The sequence below is a fragment of the Pseudomonas sp. MDT1-16 genome (assembly GCF_054898115.1).
This window is the reverse complement of record NZ_CM142717.1, coordinates 3531473-3553881: the sequence shown is the minus strand read 5'-3', so window position 1 is coordinate 3553881 and position 22409 is coordinate 3531473. Positions and strand designations below refer to the sequence as shown.

At 55.7% G+C, this 22409-nt stretch carries 19 protein-coding genes and 1 pseudogene; 11 read left to right on the top strand and 9 right to left on the bottom strand.

The window, feature by feature from the left end:
* Window positions 1-5: 5 nt before the first annotated feature.
* The 3 genes from napA to napE are packed head-to-tail and all read right to left on the bottom strand — an operon-like array spanning window position 6 to window position 2967.
* Window positions 6-2510, bottom strand: a complete 2505-nt coding sequence (gene napA / locus ACYZT3_RS16260; protein WP_282375876.1) for a nitrate reductase catalytic subunit NapA — start codon at window positions 2508-2510, stop codon at window positions 6-8.
* Entirely contained in the window at window positions 2507-2767 is a 261-nt protein-coding gene (locus ACYZT3_RS16255; RefSeq protein ID WP_033059994.1) for a chaperone NapD, read from the bottom strand. Before ACYZT3_RS16255 ends, napA begins: the two co-directional genes overlap by 4 nt.
* A gap of 32 nt (window positions 2768-2799) precedes the next feature.
* A complete protein-coding gene (gene napE / locus ACYZT3_RS16250; protein ID WP_008032067.1) occupies window positions 2800-2967 on the bottom strand; it encodes a periplasmic nitrate reductase, NapE protein in 168 nt (55 codons plus the stop codon).
* Window positions 2968-3333: 366 nt separating this feature from the next.
* Between napE and ACYZT3_RS16245 the strand changes: the two genes are divergently transcribed.
* Window positions 3334-3606: a DUF2790 domain-containing protein gene (locus tag ACYZT3_RS16245; RefSeq protein ID WP_462032384.1), complete on the top strand. Its 273-nt coding sequence runs from the start codon at window positions 3334-3336 to the stop codon at window positions 3604-3606.
* Window positions 3607-3796: 190 nt separating this feature from the next.
* On the opposite strand, the pseudogene ACYZT3_RS16240 reads toward ACYZT3_RS16245, so the two are convergent.
* A pseudogene (locus tag ACYZT3_RS16240) lies at window positions 3797-3934 on the bottom strand (YghX family hydrolase); the annotation flags it as partial.
* A 546-nt stretch (window positions 3935-4480) separates the two neighbouring features.
* On the opposite strand from ACYZT3_RS16240, the gene ACYZT3_RS16235 reads away from it, so the two are divergent.
* From ACYZT3_RS16235 to ACYZT3_RS16205, 7 genes are all read left to right on the top strand, one after another.
* A complete protein-coding gene (locus ACYZT3_RS16235) occupies window positions 4481-5914 on the top strand; it encodes an NAD(P)/FAD-dependent oxidoreductase (RefSeq protein ID WP_282375874.1) in 1434 nt (477 codons plus the stop codon).
* A complete protein-coding gene (locus ACYZT3_RS16230; RefSeq protein WP_462030289.1) occupies window positions 5911-6762 on the top strand; it encodes a HemK/PrmC family methyltransferase in 852 nt (283 codons plus the stop codon). Before ACYZT3_RS16235 ends, ACYZT3_RS16230 begins: the two co-directional genes overlap by 4 nt.
* A 21-nt stretch (window positions 6763-6783) precedes the next feature.
* Window positions 6784-8055, top strand: coding sequence for an aminotransferase class I/II-fold pyridoxal phosphate-dependent enzyme (locus ACYZT3_RS16225; RefSeq protein WP_462030288.1), 1272 nt, complete (start codon window positions 6784-6786; stop codon window positions 8053-8055).
* Window positions 8036-8434, top strand: coding sequence for a chorismate mutase (locus ACYZT3_RS16220; protein ID WP_462030287.1), 399 nt, complete (start codon window positions 8036-8038; stop codon window positions 8432-8434). Before ACYZT3_RS16225 ends, ACYZT3_RS16220 begins: the two co-directional genes overlap by 20 nt.
* Window positions 8431-10500 carry an aminodeoxychorismate synthase component I gene (gene pabB, locus ACYZT3_RS16215; RefSeq protein WP_462030286.1) on the top strand — a complete coding sequence of 690 codons (2070 nt, stop codon included), beginning with the start codon at window positions 8431-8433 and terminating at the stop codon, window positions 10498-10500. The genes ACYZT3_RS16220 and pabB overlap by 4 nt, the downstream gene beginning before the upstream one ends.
* On the top strand, window positions 10497-11369 hold the full coding sequence (locus ACYZT3_RS16210; RefSeq protein ID WP_462030285.1) for a prephenate dehydrogenase dimerization domain-containing protein: 873 nt from the start codon (window positions 10497-10499) through the stop codon (window positions 11367-11369). The genes pabB and ACYZT3_RS16210 overlap by 4 nt, the downstream gene beginning before the upstream one ends.
* A gap of 93 nt (window positions 11370-11462) precedes the next feature.
* On the top strand, window positions 11463-12992 hold the full coding sequence (locus tag ACYZT3_RS16205) for an MFS transporter (protein ID WP_462030284.1): 1530 nt from the start codon (window positions 11463-11465) through the stop codon (window positions 12990-12992).
* 75 nt (window positions 12993-13067) lie between these two features.
* Here ACYZT3_RS16205 and ACYZT3_RS16200 read toward each other — a convergent pair whose 3' ends face one another.
* From ACYZT3_RS16200 to ACYZT3_RS16180, 5 genes are all read right to left on the bottom strand, one after another.
* Complete coding sequence (locus ACYZT3_RS16200; RefSeq protein WP_282375867.1) at window positions 13068-13469, bottom strand: heme-binding protein; 402 nt, start codon at window positions 13467-13469, stop codon at window positions 13068-13070.
* Between the two features lie 20 nt (window positions 13470-13489).
* Window positions 13490-14707 (bottom strand): glycolate oxidase subunit GlcF, encoded by a 1218-nt coding sequence (glcF, locus tag ACYZT3_RS16195; RefSeq protein ID WP_282375866.1) that lies wholly within the window; start codon window positions 14705-14707, stop codon window positions 13490-13492.
* 3 nt (window positions 14708-14710) lie between these two features.
* On the bottom strand, window positions 14711-15775 hold the full coding sequence (gene glcE, locus ACYZT3_RS16190) for a glycolate oxidase subunit GlcE (RefSeq protein WP_282375865.1): 1065 nt from the start codon (window positions 15773-15775) through the stop codon (window positions 14711-14713).
* The gene (gene glcD, locus ACYZT3_RS16185) at window positions 15775-17274 is read right to left on the bottom strand and encodes a glycolate oxidase subunit GlcD (protein WP_462030283.1); all 1500 of its coding nucleotides are present in this window, start codon (window positions 17272-17274) and stop codon (window positions 15775-15777) included. The genes glcE and glcD overlap by 1 nt, the downstream gene beginning before the upstream one ends.
* 230 nt (window positions 17275-17504) lie before the next feature.
* Window positions 17505-19268, bottom strand: coding sequence for an L-lactate permease (locus ACYZT3_RS16180; RefSeq protein WP_282375863.1), 1764 nt, complete (start codon window positions 19266-19268; stop codon window positions 17505-17507).
* A gap of 169 nt (window positions 19269-19437) precedes the next feature.
* Here ACYZT3_RS16180 and ACYZT3_RS16175 point away from each other — a divergent pair, with 169 nt between their 5' ends.
* From ACYZT3_RS16175 to ACYZT3_RS16165, 3 genes are all read left to right on the top strand, one after another.
* Complete coding sequence (locus ACYZT3_RS16175; RefSeq protein WP_282375862.1) at window positions 19438-19674, top strand: hypothetical protein; 237 nt, start codon at window positions 19438-19440, stop codon at window positions 19672-19674.
* Window positions 19675-19716: 42 nt separating this feature from the next.
* Window positions 19717-20151 carry a DUF1801 domain-containing protein gene (locus ACYZT3_RS16170; RefSeq protein WP_462032383.1) on the top strand — a complete coding sequence of 145 codons (435 nt, stop codon included), beginning with the start codon at window positions 19717-19719 and terminating at the stop codon, window positions 20149-20151.
* 464 nt (window positions 20152-20615) lie between these two features.
* The gene (locus tag ACYZT3_RS16165) at window positions 20616-22019 is read left to right on the top strand and encodes an MFS transporter (RefSeq protein ID WP_462030282.1); all 1404 of its coding nucleotides are present in this window, start codon (window positions 20616-20618) and stop codon (window positions 22017-22019) included.
* The last annotated feature ends 390 nt before the right edge of the window (window positions 22020-22409 follow it).

The window sequence follows — 22409 nt, the reverse complement described above, 5'->3', positions numbered from 1 at the left end:
TCTCCTCAGGCCACGCTGATCAACTCGATTCGTATCGCGCATTTTTTGTAGTCGGTTTGCTTGGAGATCGGATCGGTGGCGTCGAGCGTGACCTTGTTGATCAGCTTGTTGGCATCGAAAAACGGCACGAAAACCAGTCCTTGCGGAGGTTTGTTACGCCCGCGGGTCTCGATGCGCGCACGGATCTCACCGCGTCGACTGATCAACTTCACTTCACTACCACGCCGGGCCTTCAAGGCCTTGGCATCGTCGGGGTGCATGTAGACCAGCGCGTCCGGCACCGCTTTGTACAGTTCTTCGACGCGTTGGGTCATGGTGCCCGTGTGCCAGTGTTCCAGGACGCGTCCGGTGCTCAGCCAGAACGGGTAATCGGCATCCGGGGCTTCGGCTGGCGGCTCGTAGGGGAGGGCGAAGATGATCGCCTTCTTGTCGGGGTAGCCGTAGAACTGCACCTCGCTGCCTTTCTCCACGTAGGGGTCCAGCCCCTCGCGGTAACGCCAGCGGGTTTCCTTGCCGTCGACCACCGGCCAGCGCAGACCCCGTTCGCTGTGGTAGCGGTCGAACGCGGCGAGGTCATGCCCGTGGCCGCGACCGAACTGGGCGTACTCCTCGAAGAGGCCTTTTTGCAGGTAAAAGCCAAAGACCTTGGCTTCATCGTTTTTGTATCCGGCTTCCATTTGCTCGACCGGGAACTGGTCTACCTGGCCATTCTTGAAAAGCACTTCAAACAGGGTTTTGCCCTTGTACTCAGGAGCCTTGGCCAGTAACTCGGCGGGCCAGGTTTCATCGGTGGTGAAGCGCTTGGAAAATTCCACCAACTGCCACAGGTCCGATTTGCCGTCCCCTGGCGCGCTCACTAACTGGTGCCAGAATTGCGTACGCCGCTCGGCGTTGCCGAAGGCACCTTCCTTTTCCACCCACATGGCGCTGGGCAGGATCAGGTCGGCGGCTTGCGCGGAAACGGTGGGGTAGACATCGGAGACAATCACGAAATTATCCGGGTTGCGCCAGCCCGGCAGGACTTCCTGCATGATGTTCGGCCCGGCGTGCATATTATTGCTGGCCTGGGTCCAATAAACGTTGAGCACGCCGTCTTTGAGCATGCGGCTTTGTTCCACCGCGTGAAAACCGGGCTTCTCCTGAATAGTGCCGGCTGGAAGTTTCCAGATTTTTTCGGCGATGGCGCGGTGCTTGGGGTTGGTCACCACCAGATCGGCAGGCAACCGGTGGGAGAACGTCCCGACTTCACGTGCGGTACCACAGGCCGATGGCTGGCCGGTCAGCGAGAAAGGGCTGTTGCCCGGCTCGCTGATTTTGCCGGTGAGCAGATGGATGTTGTAAATCAGGTTGTTGGCCCAGACGCCGCGAGTGTGCTGGTTGAAACCCATGGTCCAGAACGACACAACCTTGCGCTTGGGGTCTGCATACAACTCGGCCAGGGCCTTGAGTCGTTCAGCCGAGACCCCCGTCTCTTTGGCGGTTCGCTCCAGCGTGTAAGGTTTGACGAACGCTGCGTATTGTTCGAAGGAAATATCCGTCCAGGTATTGGCCTTGCCGGCATTTTTCGCCTTCATTTCCCGTGGATCGTCAGGGCGCAGGCCGTACCCGATATCGTCAGTGCCTTTGGCAAACCGTGTGTGCTTGCTGATGAAATCCTGGTTCACCGCGCCGCTTTCAATGATGTGGTTGGCGATGTAGTTAAGGATCAGCAGATCAGTTTGCGGCGTGAACACCATGGGGATATCGGCCAATTCGAAACTGCGGTGTTCGAAGGTGGACAGTACTGCAACTTTCACGTGAGGCTGGCTCAGGCGCCGGTCGGTGACCCGGCTCCAGAGCACCGGGTGCATCTCGGCCATGTTCGAGCCCCAGAGCACGAAGGCATCGGTGGCTTCGATGTCGTCGTAGCAACCCATCGGCTCATCCATGCCAAAAGTGCGCATAAAACCCATCACCGCCGAGGCCATACAATGGCGGGCGTTGGGGTCGATGTTATTGCTGCGAAAGCCTGCCTTCATCAGCTTGTTGGCGGCGTAGCCTTCCCACACGGTCCATTGCCCGGAACCGAACATGCCAACCGACTCGGGACCTTTACTCTTCAAGGCTTCCTTGAATTTCGACTCCATGATGTCGAAGGCCTTCTCCCAGCTGATCGGCTGGAATTCGCCCTGCTTGTCGTATTGGCCATTCTTCATGCGCAAAAGCGGTTGGGTCAGGCGATCTACGCCATACATGATTTTGGAAAGGAAATAGCCCTTCACGCAGTTCAGTCCACGGTTGACCTCTGCCTTGACGTCGCCGTGGGTGGCGACCACACGGTTATCCCGAGTGGCAACCATCACGCTGCAACCGGTGCCGCAGAAACGGCAGGGCGCTTTGTTCCAGTCCAGGGTGACCATGTCCGCTTCGGTCACCAGATTACTGGCGGAGGTAACAATCGGCAGCCCGGCAGCGGCGGCTGCGATAGCGGCGGCCTGGGCCTTGACGAATGCTCGGCGCGACATGCTCATTCGATATCTCCTTCGGGTTCGAGGAGTTCGTGATAGATCAACGCGGCGTTGAGTACGCCCGGCAGGTTGTTGATCTGTTCGATGCGTTGAAGGATCTGGCTTTCGTGCACGGCCTCAAGGACCACCACCAGTTTTCCGGCAGCACTTTCCTGATGCAGCTCCAGGCCGTCCAGCAAACGCAGGTTGGCTTTAACGGCGTCGAACAATTCAGGCCTGGCAAGTACTACAAGACTGGCAATATGCAGGGCTTCGTCCATGTGCTGGCTCCAATAGGCTTTTAGAAAGGCTATTAGTTAGGGGGTCCAGGTGGGCCGTACAACATCTGAAAAAACCAGACGATAAAGCCGTAACCGCCGACGATAGCAACCGACAGCAGCGGAAAGAGGCAGACAACAAGAAAGAGAAACAGCCGGGTCTCCTTGCGTCGCTCGGGTTTGCGTTCTTCAGCCAAGGGCATTAATCATTCTCCAGCCGAACTTGCACTCAGACTAGATCACGAAGTTTTCGCAAGTTTTCTGGCATGAGCTTTTAACGACCGACGGTGAATTATTCCTGTTCGGGTGTTACATAGGGTTATAACGCTTTGAATCGTTACTTCGTCTGGTTACCAATGTGCGCTGTATTGATAGATGTTCGCATTCAATAATTGTTCTTGATGAGGCATTTCGCCAGCGGTCCATTCATGCAAAATCTGCCAACAGTGTTTGTCCAGTGGACTGCTGTTTGAGGGAGGGGTAAACACCTAGTATCGTCTCTACCTCGTGAGCAAATAGGTAAGTATCCATTCGCTCACGAGGTTGACTTTTGACGATAAGTGAACATGATGAAAATTTCAAAACTTGTGATGTTTCTTGCACTTGGCGTTTTAGGTGCGCCGGCATTTGCAGGCGAGAGTCATTCAACTGCCGCGGACAGCAAGCTGCCTGTTGAAACGTACACTTACGATACGAAACTGGATATCAAAAAAGTCATCACAGTGACCGATATTCCCGACCAGTGCGGGCCAGTCCCTGCACACATGACGTATGAAGACTCTCAGGGTCAACGGCATGTCCTGCAGTATCAAGTCATGGGAACTGGCTGTTCAAATGGTTGAGTACTGTGCGGACGGTGGAGGGTCGACACTCCATACCTGCTGCGCTAGAACTTTAAAAACGTTGTTATCGTTTTCTGGGTGAAGCTACGATTTTTTCATCGGACGCCAACACACCTGGGATATAACTTTTAAGAAACTCCTGGCGACCAGACGCCAAAGATGTGGCCAGAATCAAGGCGCCGGTGATGCGCGCGCTGGCGGTCAAACCACCCAAGGTTAACAACGCCGCTCGATCCAGAAATTCACGCCGGTTGATCTTGCCGTGGGCGTAGTAGTCGTACAGTTCGAGCAATTCCGGGGCAAAATCTTTCGCAGTGAGACGGGTCATCTGTGCGCTTCCTCTTGGGCCGATTGCTCTGTCGGCTGGACAGCGTGAGCGATACCTATCGAGCGTAGCCGCTCAAAAAAAAGAGGCCTCGAAGACTGGGTGAAAACGTGGAGAGGTGACTCAAGCAAACGCCCGAGATTGTTTGGGGCGCTTGCTTTTGGGGGTAGGACGCGGCTGCCTGGAACTTACCGCTATCAATCGCCATCAGTTCACCTACGGCCAAGCTCGAATCGTCAGGGGGGTAGCTAAGTTTTCACGCAATCTGTGATGGTCGATTTTTTTTGAGTTTTTGTTTTTACTAATTATGTAAATTTAACTAAGTTTTCATAGGCTGCTGTTTTTTAAAAGTTAACTGGACAGTCTTTGGTTTAAGCGCAGAGGTCCAGATTTTTAGCTCCGCTGCAATATGTGTAGAATTATTTCGAAGATACAATATGAAACAAATAGTCGGTTGAATCGTAATGTAACGAAATTATAGAAATGTTCCTGTTTCCAACGAGAAAAATTTATTTTCTTACATTGCGGGCAATCGTCTGAGGTCAAAACATGGAGTTCGACGTCGTTGTTGTAGGAGCAGGAGCAGTTGGTGGATCAATCGCGTATGAGTTGTCCACGCGAGGTTTAAATGTCTGTCGAGTCGGTGAGACTGATCGTACAAATGCTGCGTCAAGGGCTGCCGGAGCGATGAATGGATGTTTCGGGGAGGTAACAAGCGGCCTGCTGGCAAGTGATTTTGGTCGATTGAAATTAGACATGGATCGACAAGCTCAACACCTGTGGTCAAGTTGGGCGGAGCGCTTGGCAATTTCTTCAGGTGATTCTAGTTCGTTGTTTACCGCGATTGGGACCCATGTGCTGCTCAACACCGCCGGCATGGATGAGGTGGACAGCGTTAACTTCGACACCATCGAGAGAACCCTTCGTGAGTATGGTGAGCCGTTTGAAATAGTTGATCCGCGCAAAATGGAGTGGCTGAAGCCCAACCATCTGGTTCGCCCTCTGCGTGGGTTGTACATACCCAACGAGCATTCCGTGAATTCTCATCTTTTGCTGGAGAAACTGGATGCTGCATTTGTCTCAGAGGGTGGCACTCTGAAAAATGAGAACGCCCAACGCGTGTTGGTTGAGGGTGAGGTAGTCACCGGCATTGAGTTATGCAGTGGAGAGGTTCTTTGGGCAAGAAAAGTTGTGATTGCGGCAGGCGTTCAATCTTTAGACCTGCTTAGTGATATCGACGAGCTCGTAAAGAAAATTCCACCGTTGTTCAGTGGATATGGCGTTTCAATTCTCGTGAAAATGCCAGAAGGGGTTGAGTTGCCGAGTTCTGTCATACGGACGCCAAATCGTGCTTTTGCGTGCGGCTTGCACTGTGTCCCTCGTGGGGACGGAGTCTTGTATCTGGGAGCTACTAATATAATTTCGGAGCGGCCTAAACAACAGGCTCTCATATCGGATGTTCAGTTTTTGCTTGACTGTGCTGTTGATCAACTGAACCTGGACCTTCATAGCGCTGAAATCATTTCCATACAGGTTGGCAACAGGCCAATTCCGGCAGATGGTTTTCCATTGATTGGCGAGTGCGGCATCGAAGGTCTTTGGCTTGCAACAGGCACCTACCGAGACGGCCTGCACCAGTCACCATTGTTGGCGCGGTATATAGCTAATTGCCTTACCGATATAGATACTCCCGATCTAGATCTCAGCCCTTTCAAACCTGTACGTGCTCCGTTATCCGGGTTTGCCCGCGAAAATACGGTCAGGGAAACGGTACAGCAGATGTTTGCCACAGGATATGAGTATCGTTGGGATATAAAACCTTACTGGTTTCCTTTGCTGGATGAAGGGCTATCGCGCAATTACGAACAACTTATAAATGATTTGCACTCGTCATTTACGCCTCCGCCGGAGTTGGTCGCATTCTCCTATCTGTATGAGTCAATTTTGAAAAGACTTGCGCAGTATTACAAGGAGTGGTCATGAGTCTTACGGATCGTGAGTACCTTGCTATTAGTCAAGCGCGGGCCATGTTGCAAGCGTCTGGTGTCTGGGACTTGGAAGAAGATTTGAGTTGTCTTATAGATCGCTATATCGAACGGGTGGATAAAAGTCGTGCGCTCAATGAATTTATGTTAGCGGTTAAAGAGCGCTGTAACCGAATTCCTCTCGGTCATATTGTTGGCATGGTGGAGTTTGACGAAATGCCGCTGGTGGTCGGTAGCGGCGTGTTTATCCCCCGCCCTCACAGCAAAATCATTCACAAGTGGCTGGAGACCTGTGCTGTGCTGCGACCGGGTGCTAGTGTCCTCGATTTGTGTGCAGGAAGCGGCGCGATTGGCTTGGCGATCGCACGACGTAGACCGGATCTGAAAGTGACATGCGTGGAGTTTGATGAGATAGCGGTGCAGTACCTCAAGCGCAATATCGACCGACTGGCCTGCAAGGGGGGGCAGGTCAATCACTTGCAGGCTGACATTCGCGACAAACAGGCATTTACGCGATTCACAGATCAGGTTGGTTTGATTGTCGCTAATCCTCCGTACGTCCCACAGTTCCAAGAGTTGTTGCCTGAGTGGAGCGATCACCATCCACGGGTGTCGGTCTATTCCGGGACCGATGGTCTTGAACTGATACGGCACATCATCTCGCTCGCGAACCAGTTACTAAGTCGTGAAGGTTGGCTAGTCATTGAGCATGGTGAGGAGCAGGCCAAAGCGGTGCGCGAACTGTTCAAGCAGAGTCAGCTGACAAATACACAAACTGTAATCGATAAGGAAGCGTCCGACGCCTCGGGCAGCTCAGTAATGACCATCGGATGCAAATCTCAGTGATTTTTAGAAAGGAGTTTAGCTATGGATGTGCAAACTAGACAAGACTGGATGAGCATTCGTCGCGGCAACACCACTGGTGCACTGGCGCAGGCTTACGAGGAAGGGCTGACAGGTTTTACCGTTGCGAGTCGTGCGGGTAAGCACATTACCTTGCAGGACGGAGGCACATTCATAGAGTTTGTTTCCTGTTCGTACTTGGGCTTGGAAACCCACTCGGCATTGATCGATGCCGCACACCAGGCTATGGAAACTTCCGGATTGCACCTGTCGTCTTCTCGAAGTGCAATGCGCCCACGTTACCTGCCTCAACTGGAAGAGTTGCTTTCTCAGATTTACAGAGGTAGCGGCGTTGCGGTGTTTACCTCTACCAGCAGTGTCCATTTAGGTGTTTTACCGTTGCTGGGGAGTGGTTCGTTGGGTGGGTATCCGGTCAAAAGACGAATCCATTGGCTGATGGACAAAACCGCCCATGCTTCGATGCAGGTACTTAGGGGGATTTTGGACCAGTTCGGACCTGTTTCTAGAGTTGAGTCCACCAGTCAAGAATCAATGACCACAGCGCTGAAAGACTGCATCGACAAAGGTGAAACTCCAGTGCTCTTGATCGATGGAATTGGTTCGATGAGTGGTCTTGTACCCATCGCTGAGCTCTCTCGGCAGCTAGAGTCGGCACAGGGATACTTATACGTAGACGATGCTCATGGTATTTCGATCGTCGGACGACATGGTGCGGGATATGCCTTTTCAACAGTTGATCACTCATTACCTGCAAATATTATTCTGGCAGGGTCTCTCTCCAAAGCCTTTGGTGGCGCGGGTGGTTTTGTCGTGGTTTCAGATCCACGGGATGTTGAAGTTATCCGAACCCTGGCGAATCCGCTGATATTTGGTCATTCCATTATGGTGCCCATGTTGGCGGCGAACGTTGCCTCGGCGAAAATCCATCTCAGTGAAGAGATCGATATTTTGCAACGGCGACTTTGGGAAAATGTCGCCCTTTTAGATTCCCTCACCGACAACCAGTTGCTCAACGCAGGTATCCAGTCACCTGTCAGAGGAGCCTTCTTTGAAACAGAGGAGGCCGGCTTGCAGGCTGCGAGAATCCTGCGTGACCAAGGCATGCTGCTCTTTCCGGTGTTTTACCCAATCATTGCCAAAGGCAAAGCGATGCTGCGTTTTGCAATTTCAGCAGACCACAGTGGCAAAGACATCAGGTTATTGGGGGCTGCTCTAGGGGCTATGACGAGCAAGGGGATATGGACGCCTGCTATCAATGAGCGGGATCACGCCTGACTGGCGACTCTCTTCCAGAAATTGGCTAACGGAGGTGCAAAAGATGAAACGACAGGGACAGTTATCACAGACAGGCACGTCTAACATTTTGCAGCCGCAGCGCGAGCGGCTTGACTCGATAAATTTGCAAGTTGTCGACCTGCTTTCTGAGCGAATGAAAGTGTGCATGGACATTGCCCGGCTCAAAGCCATCCATGGTATTGCGATGATGCAACCCGGACGAGTTTCCTACGTGCTCGATATGATTAAGATTAGGTCGGAGGCGGTAGGATTGAGGCCGGAATATGCCGAGTCGATATTCAAACTGATTATAGAAGAGACGTGTACTCAGGAAGACGTCCTGATCAATCAGTGTCTGGCCCCGGGGCGACCCTCATGAAAATATTGCTGATTGATAACTTTGATTCCTTCACCCAGAACATCGCTCAGTATTTGTATGAGGTGACAGGCATTTGCGCGGATGTAGTCAAAAATACACTTGCGTACAATGAATTGGGCATCGAAAAATATGACGCTGTAGTGCTGTCGCCCGGTCCAGGGCACCCCAGTCAGGAGGGGGATTTCGGTGTGTGCGGTGACGTCATCCTCCGTTCGCCTGTCCCGTTGCTTGGTATTTGTCTAGGCCACCAAGGAATCGCTCAATTTCTTGGGGGGACGGTGGGGTACGCTCCCAACCCTGTGCATGGCTACCGCAGTCGGATTACTCATTCAGGTAAAGGGCTCTTTCGAGACTTACCGGAGCAGTTCGAAGTGGTCAGATACCATTCGTTAATGTGTACAAGCCTACCAGCAGAGCTCCAATGTACGGCCTGGACGTCTGAAGGTGTGGTCATGGCAATCGAACACATCGCCAGACCAGTTTGGGGTGTCCAGTTCCACCCCGAATCCATCGAGTCAGAATATGGCCATGCGCTATTGAGCAACTTCGTACGCATGGCGCTGGAACATAACGTCAGTGCTAGAGCTCACTTAGAGTCCGACACGGAATGTACGTCATCAAAAGATGCCTACGTCGCAGTAGGGGGGATGCTGAATATGCAGCTTGCCTACCGCGAGTTTTCCGAATGCACGGATCCACTAGCAGTATTCTCGACGCTCTATGCAGACGATCGTTCTTCTTTTTGGCTAGACAGCGAGAAGTCAGAAAGACCTAATGCCCGCTACTCGATCATGGGTAGTGGGGAGGCGCAAGGAGCGATAAGGCTTGAATACAATGTCAACGATGAGTGCATGAAACTTGAGGGCCCCAAGGGCAAAAAAAACATCAAAGGAGACTTTTTTACACTGATTGCCCAAATCTTCGAAGCTGTGCATGTGGCAACCCCTCAGTACTTGCCGTTTGTTTTCAAGGGTGGGTTTGTTGGCTACCTCGGTTACGAATTGAAAGCACTGGCGGGTGGACGAAAAATTTACCGTTCGGTTTATCCGGATGCTTCATTCATGTTTGCGCCGCATTTCTTTGTCTTTGATCATCATGAAGACAAGGCCTATGAATGCGTGATGACTGCGACTGGCGATGCTGTGGTTTGGCCGTCCTTACCTGATTTTCTCCATCGTAATGATGAGTCCGCTGGTCATTGCAGTTCGTTTATTCCAGGTGCCGTAGATCAGCTGAAGCTCTCGCTTGAGGACGGGCCAGATGATTACATCAGTAAGATCAATCAATCTCTCAAGTACATCACCGATGGGGAGTCGTACGAGATCTGCCTGACCAATAGGGCAAAAATGGCGTACAGCGGTGCGCCTTTGAGTGCTTATTGGCGAATGCGCCAGGCTAGCCCCGTACCCTACGGTGCTTACCTCTCGTTTGCAGGATTTTCAGTATTAAGCGCTTCGCCCGAAACCTTTCTCAGAATCGATGACAGCGGATTGATCGAGTCCAGACCGATCAAGGGAACCAGACCGCGTAGTAAACAATTCGCCGAGGACCAAATATTGCGCGATGAGCTACGTAACTCGGCAAAGGACAGGGCCGAGAACCTAATGATTGTCGATTTGGTGCGCCATGATTTGAATCAAGTGTGCCGTCCAGGGAGCGTTCATGTCCCTGAGATTTTCTCAGTGGAAAGCTTTTCTTCGGTTCACCAACTTGTCTCAACGATTCGTGGGCACCTTCGCTCGGATATTTCAACGATCGAAGCTATTCGAGCCTGTTTCCCCGGTGGCTCAATGACGGGAGCTCCGAAGAAACGCACGATGGAAATTATTGACGTATTGGAGGCTTCCGCCCGTGGTGTCTACTCAGGCGCATTAGGCTGGTTATCTTTCAGTGGTGGAGCGGAGCTGAGTATTGTCATCCGAACGGCAGTGCTCCAGGGTAACGAGGCGAAATTTGGAATTGGTGGCGCGATTGTTGCGCACTCCGATCCACAGCAAGAGCTTGAAGAAACTTTGGTCAAGGCTAGCGTGCCTTATTACAGTTTTGTCGTAGGGAGCGAATCATGATGAGCGACACGGTTGTCGTGTTGGGGGGAGCGGGTTTGGTTGGCTCATTGATCAGCCGCATTCTTATGCAATATGGATACGATGTCCGGGTGGTGGATCGCAGGCCTTCCGAACAGGAATGTGGCTTCTATGAAGTCGATGTCACAAGTCCGTTCAGCAATACCGGGCACATCTTCCAAGGAGCGGTGGCAGTGGTCTTTGCGTTGCCCGAAAGCGTGGCTATCCGGGCAATACCTTGGGTTGTTGGCTCCGTTTCGAACGATGTTGTATTCATACCGACTTGTTCTGTTCAGGAGCCATTTTACAGAGCATTGAAAAATGCTTCGTCCCAGCAGCCTTTCGTCGGCGTCAACCCAATGTTTTCACCCAAGCTCTCCGTTCAGGGACGCACCGTCGCAATTTGTCTTGAAGATGGCGACTCGCCTTCGACTTTCATCGAGCAACACTTGATGGAGGCGGGGATGAAGATAAAGCGAATGACGCCCGTGGCTCACGATGAACTCATGGCGCTCTGTCAGGCGTTGCCCCATGCCGCAATTCTCGGGTTCGGCTTGGCGTTGGCAAGGTCTTCACTTGATCTGGAAAGCGCTCTTGAGGTGATGCCACCTCCGATGCGGACAATGATGGCGTTGCTGTCCCGGGTTCTGGTCAATCCGCCTGAAGTCTACTGGGATATACAGCTAGAAAATGATCAGGCTAACCACCAGCGCGCCGCGCTGGCGGAAGGGATGGAACGCTTGATGAATAATGTCTCTAGTCAAGATTATGACGAGTTCAGACGCGACTTACAGGGCGTTTCAAATGCTTTGGGTAGTCGTTTGAACTCGGGGGCTGTCGATTGTCAGCACGTTTTTTCATTACTGAACTAACCGAGTCCTCGACATGGAAGTGTGCTGGGTTCGTTTCACAGCGCATTGCAAAATCTCCTGTGAATTTTTTGAGGGTGATAAGGAGCTTGGCTGATGGCATTAGTAAGTAAGGCAGCACAACACAGAGCAAAATCAAAACGATGGTCAGCCCTAAGCGTGCTGATGCTGCCAGTACTACTGGTGACCGTGGACAATACGGTGCTTGGATTCGCGTTACCCAAGATTGCCGAGGCCCTGCGTCCGAGCGCTAGTCAGCAGTTATGGATGATCGATGCCTATTCGCTGGTATTGGCGGGATTGCTGGTGTCGATGGGCAGTCTGGGCGATCGAATCGGTCATCGTAAGTTGTTACTGGCTGGGTCTTTGGGTTTTGTCATTGTGTCGGTGCTGACCGCCTACTCCGATACGGCTACACAACTGATTGCCGGGCGAGCTTGCATGGGGATTTTCGGTGCGATGCTGATGCCCTCAACGTTGGCATTGATACGTTCGGTATTTGTGGATCGAGAAGAACGGAGAGTCGCTGTCGCGATCTGGGCAACAACGCTGACGGTAGGATCGGCACTCGGTCCTTTGGTCGGTGGGGTTTTGCTGGAATTTTTCAGCTGGGAGGCGATTTTCCTGTTGGCAATACCCGTATTGGTGCCGTTATTGGTATTGGGACCGGTGTTGTTGCCCGAGTCCGAGCAAGACTGTTCAGGACCATTGGATCCGCTCAGTATCTTGGAATCGATGGTTGCCCTCAGTGCCATCGTTTACGGCATTAAACACAGCGCCAGTAATGGTGTTGACGGGTTGGCACTGACAGCATTTGTAATCGGCATGGTTGCTGGGTGGATGTTTGTGCGTCGGCAGTTACGTCTGCCTGTGCCGCTGATGGATCTGAGTCTGTTCCGAAGTGGCACCTTCAGCGGCTCAGTGCTGATCAATCTGATGAGCCTCGCGTTCCTCGTCGGCTTTGTATTCTTCACCACTCAGTTCTTACAGATCGTCCTTCAGATGTCGCCCTTGAGGGCTAGCTTGGCGTTAGTACCTGGTCAGATCATGGCGATCGTAGTGGGAATGGCAGTCGTGCCTGTGGCACGTCGAGTACAGGTGCATGTGCTGGTGCCGATTCTGATGGCGTTTGTTGGGGCGGCGTTTTTGTTGGTCGCCAGCATCGGCAGCAGCCTGTTCGTTCTGGTGGTGGCTTTTGCCTTGCTGAACATTGGCGTGGGCGCGATCGCGACGGTATCCAACGACCTGATTTTGTCCGCCGCACCGCCCGAAAAGGCGGGCGCGGCGTCGGCCATTAGTGAGACAGCCTATGAAGTGGGTGTGGTTTTGGGGACGACAGTGCTCGGTGGTCTCGTCACTGCCTACTATCGCGGTGCATTGCAGCTTCCGGGTTTTTTGAGCGAGGTGCAGACGATGCTGGCGAGTGAGACGCTATCCGGTGCTAATTATGTGGCGGTGCAGTTGTCGGGAGATCAAGCACGTGCGCTGATGACGCAGGCGGGGAGTGCATTCGAGGGTGGAATTAATTTGGTTTCGTGGGTGACGTTCGGCTTGGCACTCATGGCAATTTTAATTGCCTGGCGCGCTCTGCGGACACCGAAGACGGAACTTGCTGAAGGGCAGTGATCGAGAACGAACGTCGGGCCGTTTATCACACGGCCCGACTGTTTCAGCGCTCAGCTCAGCTCAGCTCAGCTCGGATCAGCTCAGGCATTGCGCGCCGGCTTTGGCAACTTGTGCGTCCTGCTCGGCTTTGACACCGGATACACCGACCGCGCCGATCACCTGGCCGTCGACCATGATGGGCACGCCACCTTCCAGCGAGGTCAGTAATGGCGCCGACAAAAAGGCGTGGCGGCCGCCATTGACCATCTCTTCATAGCCTTTGGATTCGCGCCGACCGAGGGCCGAGGTGCGGGCCTTTTCGGTGGCGATGTAGGCGCCAATCGGAGCGCAACCGTCGAGGCGTTCGAGGGCCAGGGGGTGGCCGCCGTCATCGACAATCACGATGGTTACCGCCCATTGGTTGTTCTGCGCTTCGGTGCGTGCAGCCGCGAGGATTTGGCTGACTTCGGTCTGGCTCAGTACGGCTTTGCTTTTCATGGCAATTCTCCAGTGCTCGGTTATGGCAAGGCGGCTTCGACCAGTTCGATCCAGTGCCTGACAGGGGTTCGGCCCGCACCATCGAGGTGGGACTGACAGCCAATATTGGCCGTGACAATGACTTCGGGATGTCCGCTTTCCAGCGCATTGAGCTTGTTGTCGCGCAGTTGCCGGGACAGTTCGGGTTGGGTCAGCGAATAGGTGCCCGCCGAGCCGCAGCACAGGTGCCCGTCGGGGACCGACGTGAGGTTGAAGCCCAGACTCGTCAGAATCGCCTCAACCGCGCCACCCAGTTTCTGTGCGTGCTGCAACGTGCAGGGGCAATGGAACGCCAGGCGCTGGTCGCTATGGATGCCGAGCTGTTCCAGCGGTTCGTCGCGCAGCACTTCAATCAGATCCTTGGCGAGCGCGCTGACCGTTCTAGCCTTTTCGGCATAGGCCGGATCGGTGCTGAGCAGGTGACCGTAGTCTTTGATGAAAGCGCCGCAACCGCTGGCGGTTTGCACGATGGCCTCGGCACCTTTTTCAATGCTCGGCCACCACGCATCGATATTGCGGCGGGCGCGATCAAGGCCGGCCGCCTGAGCGTCGAGGTGATAATCCACAGCACCACAGCATCCGGCTTCATGGGTCGCGGTGACGCTGATTCCCAGTCGATCCAGGACTCGGGCGGCGGCCGCGTTGGTATTGGGCGACAGACTCGGTTGCACACAGCCTTCGAGCATCAGCACCTGCCGGGCGTGGCGAGTGGTCGGGCGCGGCTTGGCTGGATAGACACGGCGGGGTAACTTTATTTTCAAGGTGTTGGGCAACAACGCCCGGAACACCTGGCCGCTGCTGACCAGTCCTTTGAACAGCGCAGGATGGGGTACGACGCTGCGCAATCCCTCGCGCAACAACCGCTGGCCGAGTGGGCGCGGCACCGCCGCATCGACCACGGCCCGGCCGATGTCCAGCAAGTTGTGGTAGTCGACACCGGAAGGGCAGGTGGTTTCGCAATTACGGCAAGACAGGCAGCGATCCAGATGCTGTTGGGTCTTCTGCGTGACTTCGTTGCCCTCCAGGACCTGCTTGATCAGATAAATGCGGCCCCGCGGTCCATCCAACTCATCGCCCAGCAATTGATAGGTCGGGCAGGTGGCATTGCAGAAACCGCAGTGCACACAGGTGCGCAGGATGCTTTCGGCTTCTTCGGCACGGGGCAGTTGGCGTGCGCGTTCGCTCAAGGTGGTCTGCATGGGTCAAAGCTCCGCGTACAGGCGTCCGGGGTTGAAGATTCCCTGGGGATCGAGTTGTTGCTTCAAGTTCCGGTGGTAGCGCATCAGTGCGGCAGGCAACGGTTGAAACGGGCTGTCGATCAGGCCATGGCTGTAGCAGGTCACATGCCCGCCGACTTCTTCCACGATCGAGCGAATGAACGTTGCGTCTGCGTCGGTTTTGAGCCAGCGCTGTGCACCGCCCCAATCGATCAGCTGACGGCCAGGCAGGGAAAGTCGAGGCGTGTTGTGAGGAACGGACAGGCGCCAAAGTGCCTGGTCCTCATCGAAGAAGCTCAATCGATGCTCGTTGAGATCAACCCAATACGAGGAGTTCAGCAACTCGCCGCCCAGTCGCTCATGAGCTGCAGCCACCGAGCCTTCGCCACCCTCAAGTCGCAGGTGCAGGCACTGCCCATCGTGGCACGCGGCGCTGATCGGCAGCGGTTGTTGCCCCCATTCTGCGAGGCGAAGCAAGGCGCGATCACTGTCCATTTCCAGGCTGATGCTTAAGGCTTGACGCGGCTTGGGCAGGACCTTGAGCGAGACTTCGGTCACCACGCCAAGCGAGCCGTAGCTGCCGGCCATCAAGCGCGACAGGTCGTAGCCGGCAACGTTTTTCATGACTTCGCCACCGAAGCGTAAATGCTTGCCATGACCAGTGATGACGCGTGTCCCAAGGACGAAGTCCCTGACGGACCCCGACCAGGGACGCCGTGGTCCCGACAACCCGCTGGCGATCATGCCGCCGACCGTGGCGCCGTCGCCGAAGGAGGGCGGTTCGCAAGGCAGCATCTGCTGCGCTGCATCCAACACCTCAGCAAGCTCTGTCAACGGCGTGCCGCAGCGGGCGGTGATCACCAGTTCGGTCGGGTCGTAGCTGACGATGCCTCGGTGGCTACGCGTGTCGAGGACTTCGCCCGCCACGATGCGCCCAAGAAACGCCTTGCTGTTGGAACCTTGAATGCGCAACGGCGTGGCGTTTTGCAGCGCCTGGTTGACCTGCTCGAGCAGCGCGCCGCTGTCGTCGAGATCGTGTTCACTGCGCATCAGAAACGCTCCAGTTCAGGGAAGGGCATCTGTCCCAAATGAACGTGCATGGCGCCAAACTCGGCGCAGCGGTGCAGCGTCGGAATGTTCTTGCCAGGGTTGAGCAAACCACTTGGATCGAAGGCGGCTTTGACGGCATGGAACAGGGTCAGCTCATCGCTATTGAACTGCGCACACATCTGATTGATCTTCTCCCGGCCCACGCCGTGCTCACCGGTAATGCTGCCGCCGACCTTCACGCACAATTCGAGGATCTTGCCGCCCAGAGCTTCGGCGCGATCAAGTTCGCTCGGTTGATTGGCATCGAACAGAATCAGGGGGTGCATGTTGCCGTCACCGGCGTGGAAAACGTTGGCCACCCGCAGGTCGTATTCGGCGGACAACGCGGCAATCGCCTGCAGCACTCCGGGCAGCTCGCGGCGCGGAATTGTCCCGTCCATGCAGTAATAATCCGGTGAGAGGCGGCCCACCGCCGGAAAGGCATTCTTGCGTCCGGCCCAGAAACGCACGCGTTCGGCTTCATCGCGGGCCTGGCGCACTTCGGTGGCGCCGGCCTGTTCCAGCACTTGGCGCACGCGATCGCAGTCATCATGAACGTCGGCTTCAACGCCATCGAGTTCGCACAGTAGGATGGCTTCGGCGTCGACCGGATAGCCGGCGTGGATGAAGTCTTCGGCGGCGCGAATGGCCAGGTTGTCCATCATTTCCAGGCCGCCGGGGATGATGCCGGCGGCAATAATGTCACCCACCGCGCGACCGGCCTTCTCGACGGAATCGAACGCCGCCAGCAGCACTTTGGCGGTCTGGGGCTTGGGCAGCAGTTTGACCGTGACCTCGGTGATGACACCGAGCATGCCTTCGGAACCCGTGAACAATGCCAGCAGATCGAAGCCCGGAGAGTCGAGCGCCTGCGAACCCAGGCTCAGGTGTTCGCCGTCGACAGTCAGGATGTCAACCTTGAGCAGGTTGTGCACGGTCAGCCCGTACTTCAGGCAATGCACGCCACCAGCATTTTCGGCCACGTTGCCGCCAATAGAGCAGGCGATCTGGGAGGAGGGGTCCGGCGCGTAGTACAAGCCAAACGGCGCTGCTGCCTGGGAAATCGCCAGGTTGCGTACCCCCGGCTGAACTCGAGCCGTGCGGGCGGCGGGGTCGATGTGCAGAATATTATTGAAGCGCGCCATCACCAGCAGCACGCCTTTTTCCAGCGGCAATGCGCCCCCGGACAAACCGGTGCCGGCACCGCGGGCGACCACCGCGACATGCCGCTCATGGCAGAGCCGAAGCACGCCTTGTACCTCATCGATGTGGCGCGGCAGTACCACCAGCATGGGTGTGGTGCGGTAAGCAGAAAGTCCGTCGCATTCGTACGGTTTGAGCTCTTCCTGTTGGTGCAGGACTTCCAGATCCGGCCACTGCGTGTGCAGCGCCTGCAGCAAGGCAGCTCTGTCGACATCAGGCAGGACGCCGTCGACGCGTTCATCGTAGAGAATGTTCATAGTCGGTTGACGACCCTCAGTTGTTTTTATTGGAGGTCTGTGTCCGGTTACCACTGACTTGCATCATTGGCTTGGGGCGTTCTACTGTCTATGTGTTGTTGGCGGGTCGAACCAGTTTGCTGCGCGACAGCGCGGCGTCGAAGACGGGGCGGGGCCTCCCTCACCACACAGTGAAACATTGCCGCCATGCCCCGGCGATGACCCGGGCATGGCTGACAGGTTTACGTCAATCAATGCCCGCCCACAACCATACTGCTGAACGGCGCCACATACGCCTGCAACGTCACCAGGCCACCGACCAGAATGGCCAGGATGATCGAGTGGAAAAACACATAGCGCAGGATTTCCCCTTCATGGCCGTACCAGCGCGTGGCGGTGGACGCCACCACGATCGACTGGGCATCGACCATCTTGCCCATGACCCCGCCAGAACTGTTGGCCGCGGCCATCAGCACCGGGCTAATCCCCAACTGCTCGGCGGTCACCCGTTGCAAGCCGCCGAACAGCACGTTTGACGCCGTATCCGAGCCGGTCAAGGCCACGCCGAGCCAGCCGAGCAGGGTGCCGAACATGGGGTAGAAGATGCCCGTTGCGGCGAAGGCCAGGCCCATGGTGGCGTCCAGGCCTGAATAGCGGGTGAGGAAACCCAGGGCGAGCATCGCGACGATGGTGATCAGCGAGTAACGCACGACCCAGATCGTTCGCAGGTACTGGTGGATAAGTTGCGGGATGGAATAGCCCATCAGCAGCCCGCCGAGAATCGCCGCCAGCAGGATGCCGCTACCGGTGCTGGTGAGCCAGGTGAACTTGTAGACCGCTTCCTCGGTTTTTGGTGTGGGCACCACGGGCGGGACCTTCTCGATCTGCTGGTGAATAGTCGTGAACGTCAACACCGGGGCGAAGATCGGGTTCGCTTCGCGCATCGGTTTGCCTTGAGGATCAAGCTTGGCCGAGTTAGTGGCCGGATCAATCGCCGGGCGGGTATCGAACATGTTTTTGAAGCCCTGGGTGCCCCAGGCGAAAACGAACACCGTGAGGATGATCCACGGCATCCACGCGCGCATCACCGCAGGTTTGGCATCGCTGGCAAAGGTCGCGCTGGCGACGGGTTTTTCGTCATGCTCTTCGGCTATTTTGGAGTTGTCGACGCGCCCGGACAGCGCGGCGGAGGTATGCACGGTGGCCGGCTTCCAGACCCTGAGGAAACCGGTCAGGCAGGCCATGGAAATCAGCGCGGCGATCACGTCCACCAGCATCGGCCCGTGGTAGTTGGACACCACGAATTGCGGTACGGCAAAACTGACCCCCGCCACCAGAATCGCCGGCCAGATTTCCAGCATCTTGCGCCATCCGGCGAAGGCCCAGATCAACCAGAACGGCACGATCACCGAGAAGAACGGCAATTGCCGGCCGACCATCATCGACAGTTCCATTTCATCCAGCCCGGTCACCTTGGCCAAGGTGATGATCGGCGTACCCAGCGCGCCGAACGCCACAGGCGCGGTGTTGGCGATCAACGCCAGGCCAGACGCGGCCAGAGGCGAGAAGCCCAGCCCGATCAGAATCGCCCCGGTCACCGCCACCGGCGTGCCGAAACCAGCGGCGCCTTCGAAGAAAGCACCGAAGCAGAAGGCAATCAGCAGCAATTGCAGGCGTCGGTCGTCGGTGATGCGCGCCAGGGAATCCTGCAGCACCTTGAACGAGCCGTTCTCGGTTGTCAGCCGATGCAGGAAAATGATGTTGAGCACAATCCAGCCAATGGGCAGCAAACCGTTGGCGGCGCCGTAAAGGGCGGCCGAGCCGGCCATGTTCGCCGGCATGCCGAAAGCGAAAATCGCGATCACCAGCGCCGAGGCCAGGGCCATCAATGCCGCCAGATGCGCCTTGATATGGAAAAACGCCAGGGCTGCCAGCATCACCACGACCGGCACTGCTGCCATGAGGGTTGAAAGTATCGGGTTGCCGAACGGATCGTAGATTTGCTGCCAGACCATGTTCCACCTCTGCTTTTTATTGTTAGGCGTGCAGACCCCGTGGGGACGGTGGCTTCTAGTATAGGTGGCATTACGCCGCTGTCCTGGCAGGCCTTTTAGTGGGCCGCACTGAGCTAACATGGCCCATAGGTAAATGCGCTACTCGGACTTAAACGAGAGGAATGCAGCAATGACTGAACGTCATATGGTCCACAAGGAAACGCTGTCGAACGGATGCAAGATAGAGGTCAAAGCCGAGATATTGAGGGACGGCTCGCTGGAAATGTTCATCGGTGTGTACCGGCCGGACGGCACGGCTATTTTTGAGGATCACGATCCAAAACCGCATCTGCTGGACATGGAGGCTGCCTTTGACTGGGGGATCGAAAAGGCAAAGACCCTCGGCAACAGTCAAAAAACGCTGTAGAGCCCGGTTTTGGACACCCTCATGAAGAAGACGACACCCACCATGAAGAAAGAGCAGGTCGGTGCAAAGGAAGAAGAGGGGGGAGATTCGGCCTCTCAGCGGATAGACGCGAGAATCAAGGAACTGGGAGATTGGCGGGGCGAGACGCTCGCTCGGGTCCGAACGCTCATCCAGCAGGCTGACCCCGACGTGGTCGAGGAATGGAAGTGGCGGGGGGTTCCAGTGTGGTCGCACGCCGGCATCATCTGCACCGGTGAGACGTACAAGCAGGTCGTGAAGCTGACGTTTGCCAAGGGCGCCTCGCTGGAAGACCCTTCAGGGCTCTTCAACGCCAGTCTCGACGGCAACACCCGACGTGCCATTGATTTGCATGAGGGCGACACGCCTGATGAGAAAGCCTTGAAGGCGCTCATTCTCGCCGCCGTCGCGCTCAACACCTCGACACGAGCGGCCTCTCGCACCCAATCGGCTGAATAAGCGGCCCTGCGAAACCCTGACGAGATGACCGCTATCGATGTCTCTCGTCATGAGCTTGTGAAAGGCGTTGTCGTATAACAATGCCCAATCACCAATCGTCCATACCCTGCGCTTAATGCCCTTAACAGGCGGTCATTGTTGAGACGAACGGCTATTTTTCAGATTGACAGCCTAGGAGTTAACTCGATATAAAAGGTACAGTTGTACGACGACAGACAATTGTCGACGATTAAACCCTAAAAATAAAAAAGAGTATCGGCCCCATCATGAATTCAACTCGCCTGCACGCCTCCCTGAATGCCCCTTCTTATGGCTCGACCTTGACTGCTTGCCCATCCCCGCAGTCTTGCGCGTTACATACGGCTGTTTCGCCAAACGCCTGATAGCACTTGCTATACGTCCAACTCCGGTCGCTGAGCATTGATTGCCCATTTTCGAGCCTAATCCAATAATAAAGTGATGCTATGAATCTGAACGAGCCCATCAACCCGCAACGCATCGGCCAGGCCGTCGGCAAGTACCGCTGGACTATCTGTGCGTTGCTGTTTTTTGCCACCACCGTCAATTACCTGGACCGCCAGGTACTGAGTTTGTTGGCGCCGGATCTATCGACGCAATTTGGCTGGAGCAATACCGATTACGCCAACATCGCTTCTGTTTTTCAGTTTGTGTACGCGATTTCCATGCTGTTCGCCGGCCGTGTGGTCGACAGGATCGGCACCAAGACCGCCTTTGTGTTGGCCATCGGCATCTGGTCGACCGGCGCAATAATGCACGCCTTTGCGGTGCCGATGGGTGAGGGGATCGGCGCCATATCCAGCGCGCTCGGCATTGCCGTCATCCCGGTCTCGATCGCAGGCTTCATGCTGTCGCGCGCCGTGCTGGCGATAGGCGAAGCGGGTAACTTTCCGATCGCAATCAAGGCCACCGCCGAATATTTTCCGAAGAAGGAACGTTCCTTTGCCACCGGTATTTTCAACTCCGGTGCCAATGTGGGCGCGATCCTGGCGCCGATCTGCGTACCGCTGATCGCCGGCCTGTGGGGCTGGGAAGCGGCTTTCATCGTGGTCGGTATGTTGGGCTTCGTTTGGCTGGGCGTATGGATTGCGCTGTACGAAAAGCCGGAGGAGCAAAAACGCCTGTCGGCGCAGGAACTGGCCTACATCCGCAGTGATCAGGGCGCGCAGGCGCTCACCCGCACAGACTCGGGTGCCGCTGCCAAAAAAGTATCGTGGTTCAAGTTGCTGACCTACCGCCAGACCTGGGCCTTTGCCTTTGGCAAATTCATGACCGACGGCGTGTGGTGGTTCTTCCTGTTCTGGCTGCCGACCTATCTGTCAGCGCAATACGGCATGAAGGGCCAGGCCATCGTGTTGCCGCTGGCCGTGTTGTACAGCATGACCATGGTGGGCAGCATCGGCGGCGGCTGGTTCCCCAGCTATTTCATGGCACGCGGCGACGCGCCGTATGACGGCCGTATGAAAGCCATGCTGGTGATCGCCTTCTTCCCGCTGCTGGTGTTACTGGCGCAGCCATTGGGTTACCTCAGTTTCTGGGTGCCGGTGCTGCTGATCGGCGTGGGCGCATCCGCGCACCAGGCGTGGTCGTGCAATATCTTCACTACCGTGTCCGACATGTTTCCGCAAAAAACCATCGCTTCGGTGGTCGGTATTGGTGGTTTGGCAGGCGGCTTGGGCGGCGTAGTGATGACCAAGACCGGCGGTTGGGTGATCGACCATTACAAACTGATTGGCGATATTCATACCGGCTACATGATCATGTTTGCCATCTGTGCGGTGGCCTATCTGGTGGCGTGGAGCGTGATGAAGACGCTGGTGCCACGCCATAAGGAAATCACCGATCTGTAAACGGCTGGCGCTCGGCATTTGACCCACAGAGGTGCGTCACTGGCGATAGCATCTTTCAATCCTGCCACGCTTCCCTCAGGGCAAAATCGTTCTAAAAAAGCCCACCTTGCGCTTCGGACTTTGTACTACTCTTGAAGTTGTAGGTGAAGACGCAGACTGATGCGCAAGCGGATGGCGAGGAAACGTGGGGCGCGTTCCGAAGGGTACACGGTTAGAAAGATCTCCGCGCTGAGATCCAGCCCTTATGCCGTGTGAAGCAGGACAGCACAAAACTGTTCTGTGGGAGTCCTGATAAACCTTGTAAGCCGGAGACCAGCACCGGCCACCTACTCGATTTCCAAGCCCGCCTTGTGCGGGCTTTTTCGTGTGCGCAGGATTCGTTTGTATCGG